16 protein-coding genes are annotated in these 20,865 nt (G+C 73.7%); 5 read left to right on the top strand and 11 right to left on the bottom strand.

Annotated features, from left to right (window positions below):
- Nucleotides 1-4: 4 nt before the first annotated feature.
- From eccD to ABGB06_RS35190, 8 genes are read right to left on the bottom strand one after another with little or no spacing between them, the layout of a single operon-like run.
- Entirely contained in the window at nucleotides 5-1,465 is a 1,461-nt protein-coding gene (gene eccD, locus ABGB06_RS35225; protein ID WP_347598224.1) for a type VII secretion integral membrane protein EccD, read from the bottom strand.
- Nucleotides 1,462-5,511 (bottom strand): type VII secretion protein EccCa, encoded by a 4,050-nt coding sequence (gene eccCa / locus ABGB06_RS35220; RefSeq protein ID WP_347598221.1) that lies wholly within the window; start codon nucleotides 5,509-5,511, stop codon nucleotides 1,462-1,464. The genes eccD and eccCa overlap by 4 nt, the downstream gene beginning before the upstream one ends.
- 5 nt (nucleotides 5,512-5,516) lie before the next feature.
- A complete protein-coding gene (locus ABGB06_RS35215; protein ID WP_347598218.1) occupies nucleotides 5,517-7,868 on the bottom strand; it encodes a hypothetical protein in 2,352 nt (783 codons plus the stop codon).
- A gap of 15 nt (nucleotides 7,869-7,883) precedes the next feature.
- Entirely contained in the window at nucleotides 7,884-8,231 is a 348-nt protein-coding gene (locus tag ABGB06_RS35210; protein WP_347598215.1) for a hypothetical protein, read from the bottom strand.
- 22 nt (nucleotides 8,232-8,253) lie between these two features.
- On the bottom strand, nucleotides 8,254-9,564 hold the full coding sequence (locus ABGB06_RS35205; protein ID WP_347598212.1) for a hypothetical protein: 1,311 nt from the start codon (nucleotides 9,562-9,564) through the stop codon (nucleotides 8,254-8,256).
- 4 nt (nucleotides 9,565-9,568) lie between these two features.
- Nucleotides 9,569-9,940 carry a hypothetical protein gene (locus tag ABGB06_RS35200; RefSeq protein ID WP_347598209.1) on the bottom strand — a complete coding sequence of 124 codons (372 nt, stop codon included), beginning with the start codon at nucleotides 9,938-9,940 and terminating at the stop codon, nucleotides 9,569-9,571.
- Between the two features lie 31 nt (nucleotides 9,941-9,971).
- Nucleotides 9,972-10,286, bottom strand: a complete 315-nt coding sequence (locus ABGB06_RS35195; protein ID WP_347598206.1) for a hypothetical protein — start codon at nucleotides 10,284-10,286, stop codon at nucleotides 9,972-9,974.
- Between the two features lie 45 nt (nucleotides 10,287-10,331).
- A complete protein-coding gene (locus ABGB06_RS35190) occupies nucleotides 10,332-10,670 on the bottom strand; it encodes a type VII secretion target (protein ID WP_347598203.1) in 339 nt (112 codons plus the stop codon).
- 322 nt (nucleotides 10,671-10,992) lie between these two features.
- Between ABGB06_RS35190 and ABGB06_RS35185 the strand changes: the two genes are divergently transcribed.
- The 4 genes from ABGB06_RS35185 to ABGB06_RS35170 all read left to right on the top strand — a co-directional run bounded on the left by ABGB06_RS35185 (nucleotide 10,993) and on the right by ABGB06_RS35170 (nucleotide 14,678).
- Complete coding sequence (locus tag ABGB06_RS35185; protein WP_347598200.1) at nucleotides 10,993-12,120, top strand: polysaccharide lyase family 7 protein; 1,128 nt, start codon at nucleotides 10,993-10,995, stop codon at nucleotides 12,118-12,120.
- A 261-nt stretch (nucleotides 12,121-12,381) separates the two neighbouring features.
- Nucleotides 12,382-13,572: a helix-turn-helix transcriptional regulator gene (locus ABGB06_RS35180; protein WP_347598197.1), complete on the top strand. Its 1,191-nt coding sequence runs from the start codon at nucleotides 12,382-12,384 to the stop codon at nucleotides 13,570-13,572.
- Nucleotides 13,573-13,691: 119 nt separating this feature from the next.
- Nucleotides 13,692-14,108: a hypothetical protein gene (locus tag ABGB06_RS35175; RefSeq protein ID WP_347598194.1), complete on the top strand. Its 417-nt coding sequence runs from the start codon at nucleotides 13,692-13,694 to the stop codon at nucleotides 14,106-14,108.
- A gap of 342 nt (nucleotides 14,109-14,450) precedes the next feature.
- On the top strand, nucleotides 14,451-14,678 hold the full coding sequence (locus ABGB06_RS35170) for a hypothetical protein (protein ID WP_347598191.1): 228 nt from the start codon (nucleotides 14,451-14,453) through the stop codon (nucleotides 14,676-14,678).
- An 89-nt stretch (nucleotides 14,679-14,767) separates the two neighbouring features.
- Here ABGB06_RS35170 and ABGB06_RS35165 read toward each other — a convergent pair whose 3' ends face one another.
- Complete coding sequence (locus ABGB06_RS35165; RefSeq protein ID WP_347598188.1) at nucleotides 14,768-16,735, bottom strand: protein kinase; 1,968 nt, start codon at nucleotides 16,733-16,735, stop codon at nucleotides 14,768-14,770.
- A gap of 95 nt (nucleotides 16,736-16,830) precedes the next feature.
- On the bottom strand, nucleotides 16,831-18,123 hold the full coding sequence (locus ABGB06_RS35160; RefSeq protein ID WP_347598185.1) for an alpha-glucosidase/alpha-galactosidase: 1,293 nt from the start codon (nucleotides 18,121-18,123) through the stop codon (nucleotides 16,831-16,833).
- A gap of 237 nt (nucleotides 18,124-18,360) precedes the next feature.
- On the opposite strand from ABGB06_RS35160, the gene ABGB06_RS35155 reads away from it, so the two are divergent.
- Complete coding sequence (locus ABGB06_RS35155) at nucleotides 18,361-18,693, top strand: hypothetical protein (protein ID WP_347598182.1); 333 nt, start codon at nucleotides 18,361-18,363, stop codon at nucleotides 18,691-18,693.
- Nucleotides 18,694-18,733: 40 nt separating this feature from the next.
- Here ABGB06_RS35155 and ABGB06_RS35150 read toward each other — a convergent pair whose 3' ends face one another.
- Nucleotides 18,734-20,734, bottom strand: coding sequence for a BTAD domain-containing putative transcriptional regulator (locus tag ABGB06_RS35150; protein WP_347598179.1), 2,001 nt, complete (start codon nucleotides 20,732-20,734; stop codon nucleotides 18,734-18,736).
- Between the last annotated feature and the right edge of the window lie 131 nt (nucleotides 20,735-20,865).

Genomic DNA, 20,865 nt, shown 5'->3' with positions numbered 1-20,865 from the left:
CTCCTCACACCCTCCAGTCGAGCAGCGCGCCGTACAGGCCCCAGACCTCCAGCACCAGCGGCACCACGGCCACCAGCAGGAGCGTCTCCAGCATGTCGAGCGCCCGCGACAGCCGTGGGTTCATCCGTTGCCTGCCGGCGGCCAGGCCGACGATGCCGGCCGCCAGGGCGACCGTCAGGGTCGTCGGCAGCATCGCGCCGAGCAGCGGCGCGGACTGCGACGCCCGGTCGGCCACCGTGAACACCGCGGCGCCGGCCGCCGCGGCGAAGCCCGCGGTCATCGCCGTCGCGACCTGCACGGACTCCCGGAACAGCCGGGCCCGCAGCAGCATCAGCACGGTCAGCACGCCGGCCAGCACCGAAAGCCACAGCTCGGCGGCGGCGAACAGCACCAGCGTCGCCCCGACCGCGACCAGATGGCTGCCGAGGGTCATGCCGCCAAGCACCCGGCGGGCCATCGCGACCCGCGCGGTCAGCGTGTCGTGGGCGAGCTGGCTGGGCAGGCGTTCCAGTTCCTCGGGGGTGGCGGCGAGGTGCGGGGCCGGGAGGCGGGCGACGCGCAGCGCGAGGGTGGGCCAGACCGTGGTCAGCGCCAGCGCGAGCGGGCCGGCGATGGAGGCGGCCTCGACGGGGCTGACGTCCCAGACCGCGGTCATCACGGCGCCGACGGCGGCCAGCGGTCCCGCGACGACCAGGGTGACGAACGTGCCGTCCCCGCCGCCCACCAGCACCGGCGCCAGGGCGCCGACCACGGCCACCACCGCGCAGCCGAGCAGCAGGTGTTCGGCGCCCAGGCCGTCGTCCCCGCCGAGCAGTCGGACGGAACCGAAGACGGCGGGTACCACGGCCAGCACCGCTGCCAGGGTCCCGGCGCGCACGTCCCCGAAGCCGCGCGACATCAGCACGCCGACCCCGAGCGCGAGGACGGCGGTCCCCAGCCCCAGCCAGCCGGGAACGGCGCCCGGGGCCGCGGCCAGCGCGCCGCAGGCGGCGAGCAGGGCCAGCACCGCCAGGGCGGCGGCGCCGCGGCGGGCGGCGGGCGCCGCCCAGGCGTTGCGGACGCCGTGCTCGCCGATGACCTCGACCACGTCGTCGTAGAGCGGCGGCGTGGCGTCGTCGTCGCCGTGGCCGAGGAAGAGCAGGTCGCCCTCGGCGACGCCCTGGTCGGCCAGGGACGCGGCGGCGTCGAGGCGGGTGCCGTCGGAGCGCCGGAGCACCCAGCCGCCGTGCCGCAGGCCGCCGTCCGGGCCCAGGTCCTCGCCGGTCTGCCGCAGCAGCATCGGCAGCAGCCGGGCCAGCGGCACCGTCGCCGGCACCGCCAGGTCGGCGCGGCCGGTCGGTCCTGCCAGCCCGATGCGGACGAACTCAACGGTGCGGGGCGCCCGGTCGGGCCCCGGAGTCGGATGGGTGGAGGGAGTCGGGTTGGTCGCGGCGCGTCCAGAGCGGGAGGTGAGGGTGTCGGTCATCGGCGGTCCAGACTCGAGGAACGGGTCGTCAGGGGTGAGTCCTCGCGGGCGAGCTGCACCGGCACGTTGCCCAGCCGGCGGTGCATCAGCAGGCCGCGGCCCCGCGCGCGGCGGGCCGGCCGGACGCCCCAGATGGGCAGTTCGTCCTTGGGGATGCTCAGCAGCACGGCGGGGAAGTTGAGCTCCTTCATCCGCCCCAACACGGGCTCGACCACGGCCCGCCCGGCGCCGCCGGCCTGCCGGGCCACGACGACGTGCAGCCCCATGCCGCGGGCGTGCGGCAGGAAGTCCAGCAGCGCCGCCAGGGGGTTGCCGCGGGAGGTGGACACCAGGTCGTAGTCGTCGACGAGCAGGTAGATCTCGGGTCCCGTCCACCAGGACCGGTCCCGCAGCTGTTCCGGGGTGACGTCGGCGCTGGGCAGCCGCTTCTTGAGCCCTTCGGCCAGCCCGCCGACCACCTCCAGGGACCGCTCGTGGGTCGTCGAGTAGCCCAGCAGATGCGGCCCCTCGAACTCGCGGAGCATCGTCATCCGGTGGTCCAGCACGACGAGCTTGGCCTGTTCGGCCGTGTACCGCGTCATCACCTGGTTGGCCACGGCGCGCAGCAGGCCGGTCTTGCCGGACTCGCTGTCGCCGATGACGATCAGGCCCGCGTCCTCGCCGGGGACCAGCGAGACGGGCTCCAGGCGGTTGCCCTCGATCCCGATCACCACGCCGGGCTCGTCGCGGGGTTCGTCCGGAACGCGCCAGGTGGTGGGCAGCAGCCGGACCCGCGGCGCGCGCGGCCCCGCCCAGGCCCCGTCCACCCGCCGCACCAGGTCCTGCACGCCGTCGCCGAGCCCGTCGGCGGAGTGGACGCCGTCCACCCGGGGCACGGCGACCAGGAAATGCGCCTTCTCCTCGGCGAGGCCGCGGCCCGGCCGGTCGGCGGGCACGGTGCGCTGCGCCTTGCGGTCGATCTCGGAGTCCAGGGCGTCGCCGAGCTTGAGCTCGACCTTGGTGCCCAGCAGGTCCCGCAGGCCCATCCGCATGTCCATCCAGCGGTTGCCGGTGACCACCAGGTGCATGCCGTAGGTCAGCATCCGCCCGGCCACGCTCATCAGCACCTCCTCCAGCTCCGGATAGCTCTGCCGCAGCACCAGCCAGCCGTCCACCACCAGGAAGACGTCGCCGAAGACCTCGTCGGCCAGGCGCCCCTCGGCGCGGGCCGCGCGGTAGCCGGACATCGACTCCAGGCCCAGCTCGCGGAAGCGGTTCTCCCTGGCCTCCAGCAGCTCCAGCACCTCGGCGACGGTGCGGTTGACCAGTTCGCTGTCCGTGCGGCTGGCGACGCCGCCGACGTGCGGCAGGCCGGCGAGCGGGAAGAGCGTGCCGGAGAAGTCCAGGCAGTAGAACTGCGCCTCCTGGGGTGTGTGACGCAGCGTCAGGGAGGTGATCAGGGCGCGCACGGCGGTGGACTTGCCGCTGCGCGGCCCGCCGACGATGGCGACGTGTCCGCCGGTTCCGGACAGGTCCAGCTCCAACGGGTCGCGGCGCTGGCGGAACGGCCGGTCCACGATGCCGATCGTCGCGGTCAACGGCGGCCGGGCCGGGGAGGCGCCGAAGCCGCGGCCCTCCCGCACGGCCAGCTCGCCCACCAGGGCGTCCAGCGGCTCGGGCTCGTCCAGCGGCGGCAACCACACCTGGTGGGCCCGCGCCGCCTGGCCGGCCATCCGCTGCACCATCACGCTGAGCACGGTGGTGCTCAGCTCCTCGTCCTCGCCGAACTCGTCCGGCTCCGGCACGGGTTCGGGCTCCGGGGCCTGCTCCTCCTCGGGCACCGGCACGTAGCCGGCGGGGAACGGGCGCACGCCGAGCGCCCCGCCGAGGGCCGGGCCGCCGCCGTCCTCGCCCGATCGGTAGGGACCCGACACGTAGGCGGCGCGGAACCGCCGCAGGCTCGCGGTGCCGGTCTTGAGGTAGCCGTGGCCCGGGGCGCTCGGCAGATGGTGCGCGTCGACCACCCCGATCGCGGTGCGGCTCTCCGACTCGGAGAACGTCCGCAGGCCGATCCGGTACGACAGATGCGCCTCCAGGCCGCGCAGCCGGCCCTCCTCCAGGCGCTGCGAGGCGAGCAGCAGATGCAGCCCGAGGGACCGGCCCAGCCGACCGATCTGCGCGAACAGGTCCGCGAAGTCCGGCTTCTGCACCAGCAGTTCGGAGAACTCGTCGACCACGATGAACAGGCTGGGCAGCGGCGGCAGGTTGCCGTCGCGCTGCCGGGCCCGCTCGTAGTCGCGGATCGACACCAGGCTGCCGGCGTCGCGCAGCACCTCCTGGCGGCGGTTGATCTCCCCGGACAGCGCCTCCTGCATCCGGTCCACCAGCGCCAGATCGTCCTCCAGGTTCGTGATGACGGCCGCCACATGCGGCAGGTCCGCCATCCCGGCGAACGTCGCGCCGCCCTTGAAGTCGACCAGCACGAGGTTGAGGTGCTCGGGCGGGTGGCTGGCGACCATGCCCAGCACGAGGGTGCGCAGCAGCTCCGACTTGCCCGAACCGGTCGCGCCGACCACCAGGCCGTGCGGGCCCATGCCGTTCTGCGCCGACTCCTTGATGTCCAGCTCCAGCACCCCGCCGTCCGCGGACACGCCCAGCGGGGTCCGCAGCCGGTCCCGCACCGGGCGCGACCGCCACAGCACGTCCAGCTCCAGCTGGCCGGGGTCGGGGATGCCGAGCAGGCTGGGCAGGGTGTTGACGACGCTGGTCAGGTCCTCGCCCTCGCCGGCCGTGACGACGCTGTCCATCCGGAACCGCGCCAGCTGGGTGGCCAGCGCCTCCGCCTCGGCGACCGACAGGCCGTCGGCCCTACCCAGCTCGTCCCGGCTCTCCCTGGCGAGCACCGCGATCCGCCCGTCCACGATCTCCAGCCGCACGCCGTGCGCCTCGACCAGCGGCCCGGCCGCGGTGCCGCCGACCTCCAGCACGGTCACCGCCTGCAGGCCGCCCGGATCGAGCAGCGCCTCGCCGCCGGTGACCAGGCCGCCGTCCAGCACGACGAGGAGATGCGGCAGTTCGGGGTCCGGCTCGGCGTTGCGGTTGAACCGGGTGCGCCGGGTCAGGTCGGCGCCCAGCCACTCCTCCAGCACGCCCAGCGAGGCGTGCGTCATCCGCACCGGTCCCACGTGGTCCATCTCCCCCGGATGCTGGACGTGCGGCAGCCACTTCACCCAGGCCCACTCCGGGGCCTCGACGTCGCGGGTGCAGACCACGACGCGCAGATCCTTCGGTGAGTGGAACGCCACCGCGTGCGCGACGACCGCGCGGGCCATCGACCTGGCCGCGTCGTGGGTGTCGGCCTCCTCCCCCTCGCCGGCGGGTCCGCCGACCGCGACCGCCGCGAAGCGCCGCAGCGCCACCTGCAGCGGCAGGTCGGGCACCACCGCGTGGGTGTCGATGAACCGCCGCAGCGCGACGGAGCTGAGCGGGTCGAGATCCTCCACGGGCAGGGTCTCGGCGGCGACCAGCGGCGTCGCCAGGTACCGCGTCCCGGACCCGACCCGCACCATGCCGAAGTCGGCGTCCCCGCCGCGCCGTTCCCACAGCCGCCGGCTCTCCGCCACGGCCCACAGCGCCCGCGGATCCGGCGCGCCCCACTCCAGCGCCTCCCGCTGCGCCTTGGCTGTCCGCCGCACCTCGACGCGGGTGCGCTCCAGGTACCGCAGGTACTCGCGGCGCTCGTTGCGCATGGTGGTCTTGGCGCTGGACCGGTGCCGGACGAGCGAGGCGATGACCATCGCGATGCAGGAGATCAGGAACACGCCGCCGACGATGTAGCCGAGGACGCCGCGGCCCAGCACCAGCATGTACATCACGGACCCGAGCCCGCTGAGCGCGGGCAGCGCCATCAGCCACCCGTTCGCGTCCTCCGGCTGCGGCAGCGGCGGCGGCGCCTGGACGACGAGTTCCTGCGACGGCACGGTGGGTTGCGCCGCGCGCGGAGGGCGGCGGAAGACGGTGGTGGGGGCGGCGGTGTGGGTGGTGCTGGGGATGGTGGGGGTGGTCACGCTTCTCACCCTCCGTTCTCTTCTGCGGCCTCGGCGCGGCGTTCGGCGGCGAAGGGATGGTGTTCGGTGAACGGTGCGATGTTCCTCGACCCGGCCTGGACCGCCCCGACGTCCGCCCTGATGGACTCGTCCTGGGCGGACAGTTGCCCGAGCAGGGAGTTGGCGTCGTCGTTGAGGCCGTGGGCGGCTGCCAGGGATTCGGACACGGTGGGGTCGGGCGCGACGTCCGGCAGGGTGATGTCGGCGACGCCGTTCGCGTTGTACGCGTCGGCGGCGCCCGAGAGGAGGGCGTACTCCATCAGCTGGTTGTTGAGGGGGACCTCTCCGGCCTGGTAGTCAGCCAGATCCTTGGGAGCCTGCGCCTCGTACTCGGAGAAGGCCGGTGTCGCCATGGACCAACCCGCCCCCGCCACCGCCCCGGCCGCGGCACCGGCGGGGCCGCCCATCAGCCCGCCGATGGCGGCCGCGGCGCCGACGGACGCGATGGCCTGATCCTGTGACAGCTTGTCCTGCTTGTCCTCGTCCCCCGCGTAGTGCTGGAGGGCGTCGGCCTCGCCCCAGTTGACGTACTGGGTGAGATCGCCGATGTCCTCCAGCACGCCCTGGCGAGCCGCCGCGTCGACGTTGCCGGCGTAGACGTCGTAGGCCAGGTCGTGCTGTTCGGCGCCGATGCCGGTCTTGAAGTACTCGTTGACCGTCGGATCGGTGGCGCCCATGAGGCCGAACACCCCGTACACGTCGTCCGAGGGGCGGGCGTCCCCGTAGCCGACGAGGGCGTCCATGCGGTTCAGCGCGGCCTCCGCCACGGCGCCCTGGAGGGGGACGTTGTCGTACTCGGGGAGCGCGGCGTCGTCGGTCTCCCAGTCGTGGATCAGCTCGTCGGGGTTGTCGGCGTAGAAGCCGAGGACCTCGTCCGCGACGTACTCCTGGTCCGGGGTCATCGACCCGTCCTCGGCGGGGCGGGTGGAGCTGTTGATGAGGTCGGCGATGCCCTGGCTGTCCTGCCAGTCGGCCGCCAGCATCCGGTTGCGAGCGTCCGACCCCATGAGGATGTCCGTCGAGGCGGCCGCGTTCGTCGACACGTGGGAGAGCAGGTCGCCGCTGCCGGTGAGTGCCAGCGGAGGCATCATCGACGTGGACTCGGGGTTCCACTCGGAGCCGGCCGACGCGATGTTCGCGGCGTCGACGGCCTCCTGCACCTCGAGACCGGCCGTCGCCAGGTTGGCGGCGAAGTCGTCGCCGGGCGCGACGGTGGCGCTCTCCATCAGGGACCCGAAGCCGTTGAACCGGTCGACGCTGGCCTGGCCGGCGATCTGGTCGCCGTAGCCGTTGAGGTACTCGCCGATGGAGGCGGGCACCTGCTCCGGCGAGACGGCGGTGTCGATGCCGCCGAGCTCCGGGTTCATCAGGGTGTCGATGCCGTTGGCGACGGTGGTCGCGGCGCCGCCGAGGCTGTCGTTGTTGCCCAGCGCCGCGAGCGTGTCCGCGCTGACCGTGCCGTAGAAGGAGTCGAGATAGGCGCGCTCTTCGGGCGTCATGGCGCGATCCGCCTCGTTGGGCCCCGTGGTGCCGGGGCCGGTGGGGCCGTAGACGCCGGAGTTGACCGACTGGAGGCCGTCCAGGTAGCGGTCGATCTTCCCCTGGTCGGGGTTCTCCTTCTGCGCCTCGGCGTTCAGGCCCGCGGCGGCCCACTGCCCCATCTCGGGGGTGGTGAACAGCTGGAAAGGTCCCTCGGACGGCTCGTAGCCGAGGTACTGGAGCTCGTTCGCCTGCGCCATCATGTCCATGCGGTACGCCTCGACCGCCGCGGTGATGTCCGCGTCGGCGGTCCTGGCCGCCGTTGCCGTCTGCTCTATCCACCTCTGCCGGATGCCCTCGGCCATCGCCTCGGCGGTCCCGGGTTCGAGGGGAACCCCCTGCACCGAGGTCACCCAGGCGTTGTACTCGTCGACGGCCGCCTGGATGTTGGTGGTGTGCGTGGTGTCCAGCGGGGGGATCAGCGCGAGGACCTGGTCGTGGGCCCCGATCGCCCGGTTCATCGCCCGGTTCAGGGTTTCGCCCACGGCCGCGATGTCGGCGCCGCCCTGCTGCATCCCGTCGGCCGTCTGCTGGTCGCGGTCCGCTCCGTCCACCAGCGGGGCGCCGTCGTTGCCTCCGGCGCCCTGCGAGATCTGGGTGGCCTGGGTCGCGATGTCCTGCACCGACGTGGCCTGTTCGGCGGCCCGGAGGTAGGTGTCCCTGGTGGCGGCGATGTCGTTGGGGTTGATCTCCTGCTGGAACTGGGCCTGCCTGGTCCAGGGGTCCACGCCGGCCGCCGCCACCACCTCCTCGCGCGTGAAGCTGAGGTTCGGTCCCACGGTTCTCTCCCCCTCCTACACGCCGTCGGCGATGGTCTGGTCGGCCGCCGCCGTCTGTGCGGACGCGCCGCCGAGTGTCTGCTCGGCGGCGGCGTCCATGTCGGTGCCGATTCCGGCGACGGCGTTGTCCGCGCTGGCCATGCCCTGCCTGCCCTCGGCCGCCATGGCGACGCCGCGGGCCTGCGTGTCACGCGTGGTGATCAGCGCGTTGACGAACGCGTCGGCCCCGCCGAAGCTGGCGGCGTTGACCTGGACGGAGGCGAGCGCCTGGTGGGTGGCCTCGGCCGCGTCGGCGGCGGAGACGTTGGCCCGGGCGCCCTCCTGGAAGCCCTCGGGCAGGTAGTACAGGCCGTCTGCGGACATGGGAACTCTCCCTTCTGTTCGGTCAGGCGAGGACGCCGCTGGAGGCGCTCTGGCTGGGCGCCCACACCTCGGGGTCCTCGGTCAGTTCGGTCGGCCGGCCGAGGCGGCCCGATTCGGCGGAGCCGCCGGTGCGCGCCGTGCCGGCGGCGTGGGCCGCGCCCGGCGGCGGGGCGAACGGACGGCCGCCCTGGGCGGCCTCCCGCATCGCCATGCCGGTGGCCACCCGCGCCTTCGTGCCCATGTTGCGCGCGGCCTGCGTCGCCATCTGGCCGCGGGCCGCGCCGGCGGCGCCGACGCTGGGCGGCATCACCCCGCCGTACATGCCCGCCAGCCCGGCGGCGCCCATGACGCCCGCGCCGCCGGCCAGACCCGCGCCGCCCACGGCGCCGACACCGCCGAACCCGCCGGCGCCGCCGATGGGGGCGCCGGTCAGGCCGCCGGGCGAGGCGATGCCGCCCGGTCCCGCGCCGACGCCCGAATAGCGGGCGGCGTAGTCGGTGACGTCGCCGAACGCCTCGCCGGTGACCGGGTCGATCCACCTGCCGGACGCCGGGTCGTACTCGCGTCCGGTCTCGGGGTCGACCAGGTAGCCGGTGGACGGGCTCTCCACCCATCCCTCGAAGTCGCCCGCCTCCGCCCCGGCGACGCTGGAGTTGGGGTACTCCGCCGCCTCCGCGGCGGCTGCCGCGTCGGCCGCCGCGGACTCCGCCGCCGCCGCCTCGCTCGCGGCGACCGCCCCCGCACTGGCCGACCCGGCCGAGGACGCGGCCGCCGCCCCGCCGCCGGACGCGGCGGCCGAGCTGGAGCCGCTGACCGGCATCGCCGAGGGGCCGGTGGTGGCGCCGGGGCCGCCGCCGGGCGGAGCCGCCGGCGCGTTACCGCCGACGACCCCGGCGAACGTGCCGCCCAACGCCTCCAGTTCCGCCAGTGCCTCGTCGGCGAGTGCCTGCATCTGGGATTCCATGCCGTCCCCGACCAGGGGCAGCACGGACACGGCCTCCAGGGCGCGGAACTCCTCGGCGAGTTGCAGCGCCTTCTCGTTGGCCTGCGCGGTGCGCTGGCCCGCGGTCTGCAGTTGCTCGGCGATCTGCCGGGCCACGGCCCCGCCCTCCGTCGCCCAGTTGCTGGTCTCCTCCAGCCGTTCGGCGAGTTCCAGCAGGCCGACGCCCGGCTGTCCCGCGGCCTGCGAGGCGGTGCTCGACAGGGCCCCGCTCTCCGTGTCCGCGGCGGAGGCCAGCGCGAGCCAGGCCCCGGCCGCCGCCTGGATGGTGTGCTCCTGGGCGCTCTGGATCCTGCCGATCGCGTCCCAGAACTGTCCTGCCGCCGCGCTCATGCCGTCACCACCCCACGCCGAACGTGCCGGCGAGCTGGTTGTCCAGATCGGCGTTGAACTGCTCGACGTTGTGCACCTGCACGGACGACAGGGTCTGCTGGGCCGCGACGTCGGTGTCCTCGCCGATCCCGGCCGCCGCCTTCGCGCTCGCCTGGATGTCGGCGACGGACTGCCCGGCCGCCTCCAGCTGGTCGAGCATGCCGCGGGCCGACTGCTCCAACGCCGCCGCGGCCTGCGCCCCGTTCGGCACGTCACCGAACACGGCGGGGGCCGAGGCGATCCCGGCGAACACGCCCTTCATCTGGGCGAGCGAGTCGCGCTCACCCGCCCCGCTCTCGACGTCACCCAGGGCCGCGAGATTGATCGTCGTGTCCATGGTTGCGATGTCTCCTTAAGGGGATCCGCGGTCAGCGTCCGCCGCCCGCCGCGGCTCGCACCATGGCGGCGCCGCCCTCGTTGCCGATGTTCTGGACGTTGCGCATCGCCGTGTTCTGGGACGTCACGCTCTCGTCGTAGCCGGCGGACTCGCGGCGGAAGATCTGGTCGCGCTCGGTGAGCACGGTGCCGATCTGGGCGTCCACCTGGCCCGTGTTGACGAGCCCCATGAGCTGGGTGGTGACGTTGTTCCAGATCTCGATGTACTGCTCCTGCTGGCTGGCGGTCTGCGACTGGATGGTGTCCAGACCCTCGTTCCTGAACTGGATCAGCCCGTTGTACGACATGGCTCGTCTCTCCTCTTCTGGCCTGCTGCCGGACGGTTGGGGCGGTCAGATCGCCGCGGCGACGGACAGGTCCACGGACGTGTTGGGCGCGACGACGTTCCCCAGCGCGCCGTGCGCGGCGTCGTCGGTCTCGCGACCGGTGTTGGCCGTCAGGCCCAGGTCCTGGGACAGGCCGTCCAGGGCGGTGGCCAGGGCCTGGCCGGCCCGGCCGAGGTTGTCGTAGGTCTCCACGGCGGTCGCGGTGCCGGCGCCGTTGTAGGCGCCGGGAACGTTGCCCGCGTGGCCGCCGATGCCGGTGGCCACGCTCCCCATGTCGGTGTACGCCTGGCCGATGATCGCCATGACGCGGTCGACTTCCTCCGGTGCGAGCTTGATCTCTTCCATCGGTGCCTCACCTTCGAACTGTTGGAACCCGAAGCGACGTGTGCTGCCAGGGCGACGAGGCCGCACGGTCGTGCCAGCCAGCCCGGGCTGAAGGTGAGTGAAGCAGGGGGGTGTGGGGAGGGGTCCCGGGCCGGGATCGGCCGGGTTCCAGCAGGTCCCGCCGGTTACACCGGCCCGCTCGTGAGGGGTCCGCGGCGACGCCCCCTAGCTTGCCGCGCGTTGGCCGACGGCGATCCGAACGCGGGCCAGGGCCTGTCCGGTCGAGCCCGAGCGTCCGCCTGTCCCAACCGGTCCCCCCAGACTCCTAAGGAAGAAACCCAACATGACACGCAGGCGCACCATCGTCCTCACCAGCATCACCGCCGCGGCCTCGGCGGGCGTCCTCGCGCTCCCCGCGCAGGCCGCCACACCCGCCCCCCGGGACGGCCAGTGCCAGTACCCGGCCGAGGTCCTCGACCTCGCCAACTGGAAGATGACCCTGCCCACCGGCGGGGACGAGGACCCGACCGAGATCACGCAGCCCGAGCTCGCCACGTTCTCCGCCGACCCGTACTTCCAGGTCAACGAGGACTGCACCGCGGTGATCTTCCGATCCCCGGTGGACGGCGTCACCACCGGCGGCTCCAGCTACCCGCGCGCCGAGCTGCGGGAGATGACCGACGGCGGGCAGGAGGAGGCCGCGTGGTCCGCCTCCGAGGGCACCCACACGATGGTGGTCACCGAGGCGTTCGTCGCGCTCCCGAACGACAAGCCGCACCTCGTCGGCGCCCAGGTGCACGGCGGGGACGACGACGTGACGGTGTTCCGCCTGGAGGGCAGCAGCCTCTACGTCACCAACGGCGACGACAGCACGTACCACCTCGTCACCGACAACTACCAGCTGGGCACCGAGTTCGAGGCCAAGTTCGTCGCCTCGGGCGGCGAGATCGACGTGTACTACAACGGGCAGCTGGAGACCACGATCGCCGCGGACGGCGACACCAACTACTTCAAGGCCGGCGCCTACACGCAGGCCAACTGCGACAACTCCGAGCCGTGCGACGGCGGCAACTTCGGCGAGGTGCACATCTCCGACATCGAGGTCAGCCACTCGGACTCGGAGGACGACGGGACCGGCGACGGCGGCTCCGGTGACGAGGACTCGGGTAACGACGACGGCGACAGCGGCGACGACGCCGGGAACGAGGACGGCGGCGACACCGGGGACGACGAGGACGCCGGCGACGGGGACTCGGGCGACGCGGGCGCCGGTGACTCGGACGCCGGTTCCGACGACGGTGCGGACGACGGCTCGGAGCCGAGCACCCAGACCGGTGACGGCGCCGACCTGGCCGAGACGGGCGGCAGTTCCGCCACGCCGCTCCTGGTGGCCGGCGGCCTCGGCCTGGTCGCCGCGGGTGGCGCCGCCCTCGTCGCCCGCCGCCGCGCCGCCGCGCGCACCGTCGCGTAGCCCGGGGGACGGGAACGCGGTGCCGGGCCTCCCGCGGGGGGAAGCCCGGCACCGCGCCGCGTCCGCCGGCAGCCGGCCGGCGTTGGCCCCGGCGCGGCGGCAGTGGTGACGTGTGCCCCCGTTCGGCTCCGGCCGGGCGGGGGCGCTTCGTCGTGCCCAACGACGACGGCCCCGCCGAGTGATGGCGGGGCCGCGCGAATGCTCTCCCCGCAACGCGGGGGTACGGTTTAGGTGTCTGAGCCAAACCGAATGGGAGTCAGTATGCCTGACACCAACGACACTCGCATCGGTGCGCGCCTGCAAGACCTCCGCAAGCGCCGCGGCCTCTCGCAACAAGATCTCGCGCGCGCCTCGGGCGTATCCGTATCCACCATCAGGAAGCTGGAGCAGGGCGAGCAGCGGGACACCAGGATGGAGACGGCGCGCAAGTTGGCCGCAGCGCTGCGCGTGCCGACGACGCGTCTGCTGGACCGTGGCGACGCCGAGCCCAGCATCCACCCGAGCGACGTCTGGCGCCCCGTGCAGTGGGCAGTCGAACGGCCGCGCCTGGACGACGACCTGCCGGAGCCCACGCTGACCGGGGTCGAGCACGAACTGGATGCCGCCCGAGCCCTGTACTTCGCCGACGACTTCGCCGCCCTCGCCGCGGCTCTCCCATCCCTGCTTCGTGATGCTGACGCGCTCGGCGACGCCCAGGACGCCCGAGACGTTCGCGCCCGCCTGCTGCATTTCACCGGGTCCGTCCTGACCCAGGTCCGCCAGTGGGAGGGGGCCGAGAGCGCCCTGGAACGCGCGCTGGACAACGCGCCTGACACGGCGACGGCCGCCGGCATCGTCAACACCCGCTGCTGGTTGCTACTGCGGCAGGGGTTCCTCGCGGAGGCCCGAGAGCTGGCGACCCGCTGGGCAGACGACGTAGAGCCGCGGCGCGTCTCGCGGGCCACGCCCGATGATCTGGCGGCGTGGGGATTCCTCCTGCTCAAGGTGTCCGCGGCCAGCATCCGCGACAACCGACCGGGGGAGGCGGCTACCGCGATCAAGATGGCGCAGGGAGCGGCGGTGCTGACTGGCAGGGACCTCGGGTACGGCCGCCGGATGAACCGGTGGAGCAACACCATCGTGGCGCACAAGCGTGTGGAGAACTTCGTACTGACGGATCAGCCTGACAAGGCGCTCGCGTTGGCGGATCACGTGGCGAAGGGGGCCCCTGCCCGGCGTCTCCCGTCGGATGGCAACTCGAACCGGCACTTGCTGGATGTGGCGAACGCGCAGATGAAGCTCCGGCGCTACGGCGAAGCGATGGACACGCTGCTGGATGTTCGCGGCCGGGCGCCTTCGTGGTTGGCCAACCAGCGGTACGCGCAGGACATCCTTGGCACGCTCATCTCCGGGCGCCGAACGCTGACGCCCGAGATGCGGCAGTTGGCAGATGACATCAACCTGCCGTTGTAACTACCCGTAGCCGGGCAGTTCTTCCTAACTCTGCGTCAAACTACCATTGCCCCATGTCACAAGGCTCCGTAGGTTCCAGGCATTGACGGCCAGTTAACCCCCCGTCACCGGAGCCGCACATGCCCGAGCCTGCCGCACCGTCCACCCACCCCGAGTGGCTGCCCTCACCCGCCGCCGGCATCCAAACGGTGCCGTGCGGCCGATGGTGGGACGGCGTCCGCGTCGACAGCTACGACGGGATCCGCGCCCTCGCCCACCTCCAGGCCGACACGGGCCCGATCATCGAGGACGTCGCGGACCGAACGTTCATGTGGCTCGTGCCGGTCGGCGCGGCGGCCGGATGGCGTCTGCCCTGCGTGCACGTCCTCGGCTCCGGCCGGTGGGTGTCGGTGCCGCCGGCGGCGGCGGACGGCGTGCTGGTCTGGCGCGGCCGGCCCCCGACCTCCGGGAGCGGTCTGACACCACCCGAGAAACTGCGGGACGCGCTGGCCATGATCTTCCCGCCGGTCCCCGGCGCGGCACGCCGTGGCCGGTGAGCCGTACCGCCCGGAGATCGACTGGCCGGTCGGGACGCCGGAGCACATCAAGGTGCCCATCGGCTACTGCACCTGTAGCTGCCGCCGGCCGTTATCCGAATGTGAGCAGGCGCCCGCGCCCAAGCCGCAGCCGGAGTCGGAGTCGGAGTCGGAACGGTGACCGCCATGGCCGAGCGCCGCACCACGCCTCAGCCCGCGATCACCCGGTCGGTACTCCCGCGAACGAGGTGTGGGTGATGAGCCTGGACCGGTACGACCTCGACGAGGACTCCGTCAGCCCGGTGCTCGGCGTGCCAGGGGCGGGCCACCACCCACCGCCAACGACCGCGAGAGGAGCCCTCCGTGCCGCGCAAGCCGATGCCCGACATCCCCCGCGACGAAGCCGTTGGCCTGTACCGCGACGGCCGGTCGATGGCCGCGCTCGGCCGCCGCTACGGCGTGTCCGCGATGTGGCTGGCCGCCCGGTTCCGGGAGTGGGGTGAGCCCGTGCGCGGCCGGCGGGAGGCGCAGCGCGTCCGGATGGGCATGAGCCCGGAGGCGTACCGGCGGCACGTCGACCTGCCGCCGTAACCCCTCAGCTCCCTGCCGTGCCGCCGCGAGCTGATGACGGCTCGGCAGGGTCCGCCCGCGCCGTGGCGTGACGCGGCCGCCGGCGCGGGTCAGGGTGCCGGCAGGCGGTCCGCGGCCGAGGCGGCGAGGTCCCTTGCCCAGTCGCAGAGCCGGTCCTCGGGTCGGCCCTCGCCCTCGACCCAGACGCGGACCCGTTCGACCGCCGTCTCCTCGTACTCGTCGACGTAGTCGCGGTGTTCCACCCAGGCCGTGCAGGTGTCCGGGCCGTCCGCCTCCGCGCGGACGAAGCCCTGCCGGTCGCCGAACCGCACGGGCGTTCCGTCGTCCTCGGTCATGGCGTCCCCCCGGTCGTAGACGAGGCCCACGTACGTTCCGCCGTCCTCGCTGGACCAGTCGCACCGCCAGTCGCCGAAGTACGTGTAGGGGTCCTCGGCGTTGACGCCGGGCACGGTGGCCAGGGCGTCGGCGTCGAGCAGGCCGCAGGCGTCCTGCCAGAGCAGCGAGTCCTCCGGGAACGCCGGCGGCGCGGTGCGGCGCGGGATCTGTTCGCCGTCCCTGATCAGCGCGTCGAGCCGCTCGGCGGCGCCGGTGGCCGCCGCGTCCGCCATCTCGCACAGCGGCCGCGAGCCGTCGTCGTCGGTCGAGGCGCTGATCCACACGACGGTGTCGGCGTCGGCCTCGCCGGGCAGCAGCAGCGCCCGGTCGCAGTCGTCCGGCTCCTCCTCCGCCGCCTCGGCGATGCCGATCTCCCCGATCCGCCTGCGCGGCGCCCCCTCCCGCAGGTCCTCGGCGACCTCGGCGTGCCGGGTGAAGGAGACCTCGACGTCGACCCAGACGTCGTCCTCCGGTTCGACGAGCACGTCGCACCGGTCGAAGTTCCCGTAGTCGTTGTCGAGATCGGTGTAGCCGAACGCGTCGAGCGCCGACCGGTCCGCCAGGGCGCAGGGGTCGGCCGTGCGGTGGTCGCCGATCAGCGAGGCCGGGCCCGGCCCGTCGTTCGGCCCGGCCGACGGCGAGGGCGGCGGCCCGGTCCCCTCCCCCGCCTCCGGCCGGGACGGGTCGGAGTCGCCGGAGCCGACGGCCCAGACGACGCCGACGGCGACGACGGTCAGCGCCGCTGCCCCCGCCGCCGCGACCAGCCACGGCCGTGGCCGCCGGCGCGGCGCCGCGGGGGCCGGCCCGGGCGGGGCGGGCGGGGCGGGGGGCCGCCGCGGGGCCGGGGGCACGACCGGCAGGTCGGGCGCGCCCGAGGGCCGCGAGGCCGCCCGGTCCGTGACCGGGTGGCGGGCCCGGGCCGGAATGCCGTTCGCCACGGCCGTCAGCAGCCGTTTCGCCTCGGCGGCGTCGGGCCGGTCCCTCGGATCGGGCTGGAGCATCGACCGGAGCGCGCCGTGCAGCAGCCCGACGGCCTCCGCGTCCGGTTCGACGACGCCCCACTCGTCCCGCCGCGGCGGGAGGCCGGTGACCAGCGCGTGCAGCGTCATGCCGAGGCAGAAGACGTCCGAGGGCGGGATGGGGATGCCGCGGACGAGTTCGGGGGCGGCGTAGTCGGGGGTGTAGCTGATCGGGCCGTCCAGGGCGAGCGTCTGGTGGCCGCCCCACTGGAACGTGGCGCCGAAGTCGAGCAGCTTGGCGGTGCCGCGTGCGGTCAGGCCGATGGCCGCGGGTTTGACGTCGCAGTGCACCAGGCCGGCCGCGTGCAGGGCCGCCAGCGCGTCGGCGACGTGGGCGCCGACGCGCGCCGCCTCGCCCGGGGACAGCGGCTGCCGCGGGTCCAGGACCCCGGGCACGTGTTCCATGACCAGCCAGAGGCCGTCCTTCTCCAGGGTGGCGTGGAGGGTGGCCACGTGCGGATGGTCCCGCAGGTCGGCCAGGGCGCGCGGCACGGCCCGCAGCCGGGCGGCGGCGGCCCGGTCGTCGCCCGTTCCGCGGACCGGTTTGAGCACGACGTCCCGCCCGGTCCGCTCGTCGTGAGCCAGCCATGCCTCGCCGTTCCTCCCGACGCCGACGACCTCCCTGAGGACGTACTGACGGCGGATCTTCTCTCCGGAGTGCACCGTGCTCCCTCTCTCACTCGTTCCGTACGAGCGGTGATGATCACGGCGCAGACCGTAAGGCCGACCCCCGGGGAGGGGTCCCGCGCGCGGGGGTGTCAGCGCAGGGTGTCGGGCAGCCGGTCCGCGTGGGCCGCGAACAACTCCTCGCAGAGCGCCTCGATCGCGGGCATCGGCAGCGTCGCGGAGGTGTTCGGGTCGAGCAGCGCCGCCTGCCGGAGGTGGTCGCGGCTGCCGGTCAGCACCCCACGCACCGTCAGCTCGGTCACGTTGAGGAACGTCCGGTTGAGCGCCGCGAGTTGCGGCGGCAGTGGGCCGACGGCCGTCGGCGTCGCGCCGGCCGCGTCGACCCGGCAGGGCACCTCGACGCAGGCGTCGTCGGGGAGGTTCGGGATCAGCCCGCCGTTGCGCACGGTGGCGTGGATCTCCCGCTCGGTGCCGGTCTCCAGCGAGTGGATGAAACGGGCGGCGAGCTCGTCGGTCGGGTCGAGCGGTCCGGCGTCGCCCGCGGCGACGTCGCGGGCCAGGGTCTCCCACTGGCGACGGTGGTCCGCGGCCCGGTCGGTGCCGTTGTCGATCCGCGCGCCCAGCCGTTCCGTCTCCCGGTCGTGCCGCATGATCCACGGAAAGTACTCGGCGGTCCCCTCGGGGGACGTGGGGAAGTAGCCGAACCGCCGGTACAGCTCGGCCGCCAGCCGCATTCCCGGTGTTTTCTCGGCCGCCGCGGACAGCGCCTCCTCGATCAGCGGATACAGCGACCGTCCCGCGTGCTCGAAACGCAGGACGAACGCCTGGTGATTGAAACCGGCGGTGAGGAAGTCGATATCGCCCGCCGGTTTCCCGGCCAGCCCGGCCAGCAGCTCGTGGGTCTCCCGCACCGAATGGCAGAGCCCGAAGACGTTCCGCAACGGGGTGGCCTCGTGCACCGCCGACACCGACATGGCCATCGGATTGGTGTAGCTGAGCAGGCAGGCTTCCGGGCAGTGCTCGGCCATGTCCCGGGCCAGCTCGATCATCACCGGAAGGGTCCGCGCCCCGCGGAAGATCCCGCCGATGCTCAGCGTGTCGACGGACGGCTGGCGCACGCCGTACCGCGCCGGGAGGTCGAGATCGACGCAGGTGGCGGCGACGCCGCCGACCTCCAGCTCGGTGACGACGTAGTCGGCGCCCGCCAGCGCCTCCGCCCGCTTCTCGTGGGCCCGGACGACGGCGGTCGCGCCCGTGCGCTCGACGGTCAGGCGGGCGAGTTCCGTCACGCGGCCGAGTAACTCGGCATGCGTGTCGAACAACGCGAATTCCAGCTCCCCGAGCTCGGACAGGCCGCAGAGATCCACGAGATCGGACCGACAGAACTCGATGCTGTTGGCCCCGACGAAGGCTATTTTGATCATAGTTCGAGTCTCCGGACGTCCCGGCGGCGGCGCCACCCCCGTCACCCGCCGACCCAACGGTCCTGTATCGGGAGCGTATCGGCGGGGGCCAGCATGCGGCCATCAATTCCGTGAACGCCCGCCCGACGGGCATCTCGCCGCACGCGGAGGCAGGAACAGTGAACACGAGACCCGTGACGTATCCCCTGTTTGCCCGTCAGGAACTCCTGTGCGAGCTGATGCGGGCGCCGTCCCCCGATGATCCCGGTGGCGGAGGAGCTGCGTGTCCGGCAGGTCCAGATCGACGAGCCGGACGCCGGCGCGGCGGGCGGCGCGCTCCCGGCCGGCGCCGTTCCGGCGTCCCGCCTGCCGGTGGGGAACAAGAAGGGCGCGCCGATCATGATCGTCGACGACGACCGGCGCGGCGGCGCCCTGATCTGCCATCCCGGGTTCTTCGACCCGGGCCTGGCCGGGGACCTGGTCGCCGAGTACGTGGAGATCGTCGAGGCGCTCGCCGCCGACCCGACCCGCCCGGTGGCCGCGTTCCTGGGCGCCGCGCACCGGCCCGGACGCGGCGGCACGGCGGCCTAGCGACCCTGGTGGCCCTGGTGGCCCTGGTGGCCCTGGTGTCCTAGTGGGCGGTCTGCAGCTGCTCCCGAAGTTGCGCGCGCAACAGTTTGGGCACCTCGTAGCGGGTGCGCTCGGCCGCGCCGGCGACGACGGTCAGCAGGTTCTCCCGGACCAGGCGAACGAGGATCCGGGAGACCTCGGGCGGGGAGGCGCCCGTGAGGCGGATCGCCTCGGCCTCGGTGAAGTTCCGCGAAGAGTCGCACGCGAGTGTGGTCAGGATCCGCCGGTCGCCGGAGCGCAGCGACATGTACTCGTGGCTGAGCCGCCGCCTGATCGACTCGTCGCCCGCCGCGAGTTCGTCGAGGATCATGGACTCCTCCTCCAGCTGGTCGGCCAGCTGGGTGAGGCTGGTGCCCGGGCAGAGCACGAGGCGTCCGGCGACGATGCGCAGGCCGAGGGGCAGCCCGCCGCAGGCCACGACGATGCGGGTCGCGGCCCGGCCGTCCTCGTCGAGCAGGGTGCGCCCGGCGGCGCGGGCGAGCAGCCGCGCGCCCTCGTCGGGGCTCAGCGGCTCCAGGTTGCAGTGCCAGGTCACGTCGAGGTCCACCAGCCGCGGCCGGCTGGTGATGATCGTCATCGCCCAGCCGCTCCACACCAGCGGGCGCACCAGTTCGGCGTTCGGCACGTCGTCGAGCACCAGCAGCATGCGGCGGGCGTCCAGGACCCGTCGCAGCAGCGCGATGCGCTGCGAATCGCCGTCCGGCACGCTGTCCGGGCCGACGAGGATGATCAGCAGCTCCTCCAGCACGTCCGACAGCGACTTGGGGTGTCCGGAGGAGTTGTCGAGGCTGACGTAGATCTGCCCGTCCGGGGAGTGCTGCCGCAGCTGGTGGGCCAGGGTCACCGCGAGCGCCGTCTTGCCGATCCCGGAGGTGCCGGTGAGCGACACCGTGACCGGGACGTCGGCGCCCGGCCGGCGGAGGCCGGCCGTGCCGCACAGCGCCAGCACGGAGTCGCGCTCGCGTTCCCGACCCACCAGATGCGCGGGCCGCGGCGGAAGCGCGGTGACCGGCGTCGTGACCGGCGCGGCGACCGGCGCGGTCGCCGGCCCGCCCGGCTCGGCCTCCGGCCGCGACGCGGCGCGCGGCCGCGGCGGCCCGAGCCGCGTCCGCGCCCCGACCGCGACGGCCACGGTGCCGCCGGTCTGGCGGCGCCCGCCGGCGTGGGCGCGGCCGTTGCCGTTCGGCTCGGTCCCTCCGGGGGCGGGCGGCGCCGGTACCGCCTGCGGCGGGGCCGTCGGGGCGCGCAGTTCGTGGGCGCCGCTGGCGAGGATCTCCGCGTGGATGCGCTGCAGCGACTCACCCGGCTCGACGCCGAGTTCGTGGACGCAGATCCGGCGGACGTCGCGGTAGGCGCGGAGCGCGTCGGCGGTCCGCCCGGCGGCCCTGAGCGCCGCGATGAGCTGGAGCCAGCCGCGTTCGTCGAGCGGCCGCTCGGCCACCACCTGCCGCAGGTGCGGCAGGACGGCCGCGTGGCGGCCGACCGCCAGCTCCGCGTCGACCCAGTCCGCCGCCACCCCCCAGTACTGCTCCTCCAGGGCGAGGATGTCCGCGGCCAGGTTGGGTTCGAGGTCGGGGAACTCCTCGAGCGGGCGTCCCCGCCACAGCCGCAGCGCGCGCTGCAGGTGGTCCGCCGACTCCTCGCGACTGCCGGACCTGGCCGACGACCGGCCCCGCGCCGCGAGCGCCCGGAACTCGTCGAGGTCGAGCTCCTCCTTCGCCACCCGCAGCTCGTAGCCGTGCGGATGGCTGATCAACCTGCCGTCGTGGTCACCGGCCTGCCGGAACAGCTGGCGCAACTCGTACACGTAGGTGCGCAGGTTGGCCACGGCGGACTTCGGCTGGTGGGCCCCCCACATGCGTTCGACCAGCGGTCCGACGCCGATGGCGCGTCCGGGGTTCAGTAACAGGATGGAGAGCAGCAGTCGGCGTTGCCGGCCGCTCACCGCGAACGAGCCGCGGGGGCCGTCGATCGACAACGGGCCGAGTATGCGGAAGCGCATTCGCCCCTCGGTGGCCACTCGGGGAGGGCGCACGATCCCTGTCGACGTGGTGTCCATTCTTCTTCACGCGTCTCCTGGTCGACGTCGAAGAGCCACTGCGGCGGGGTGCGTTGCTCCGCGTTGACCCCCGC

The organism is Streptomyces sp. B6B3, assembly GCF_039871525.1.
Classification (GTDB): Bacteria; Actinomycetota; Actinomycetes; order Streptomycetales; family Streptomycetaceae; genus Streptomyces.
This window is presented reverse-complemented; position numbering and strand designations above follow the sequence as displayed.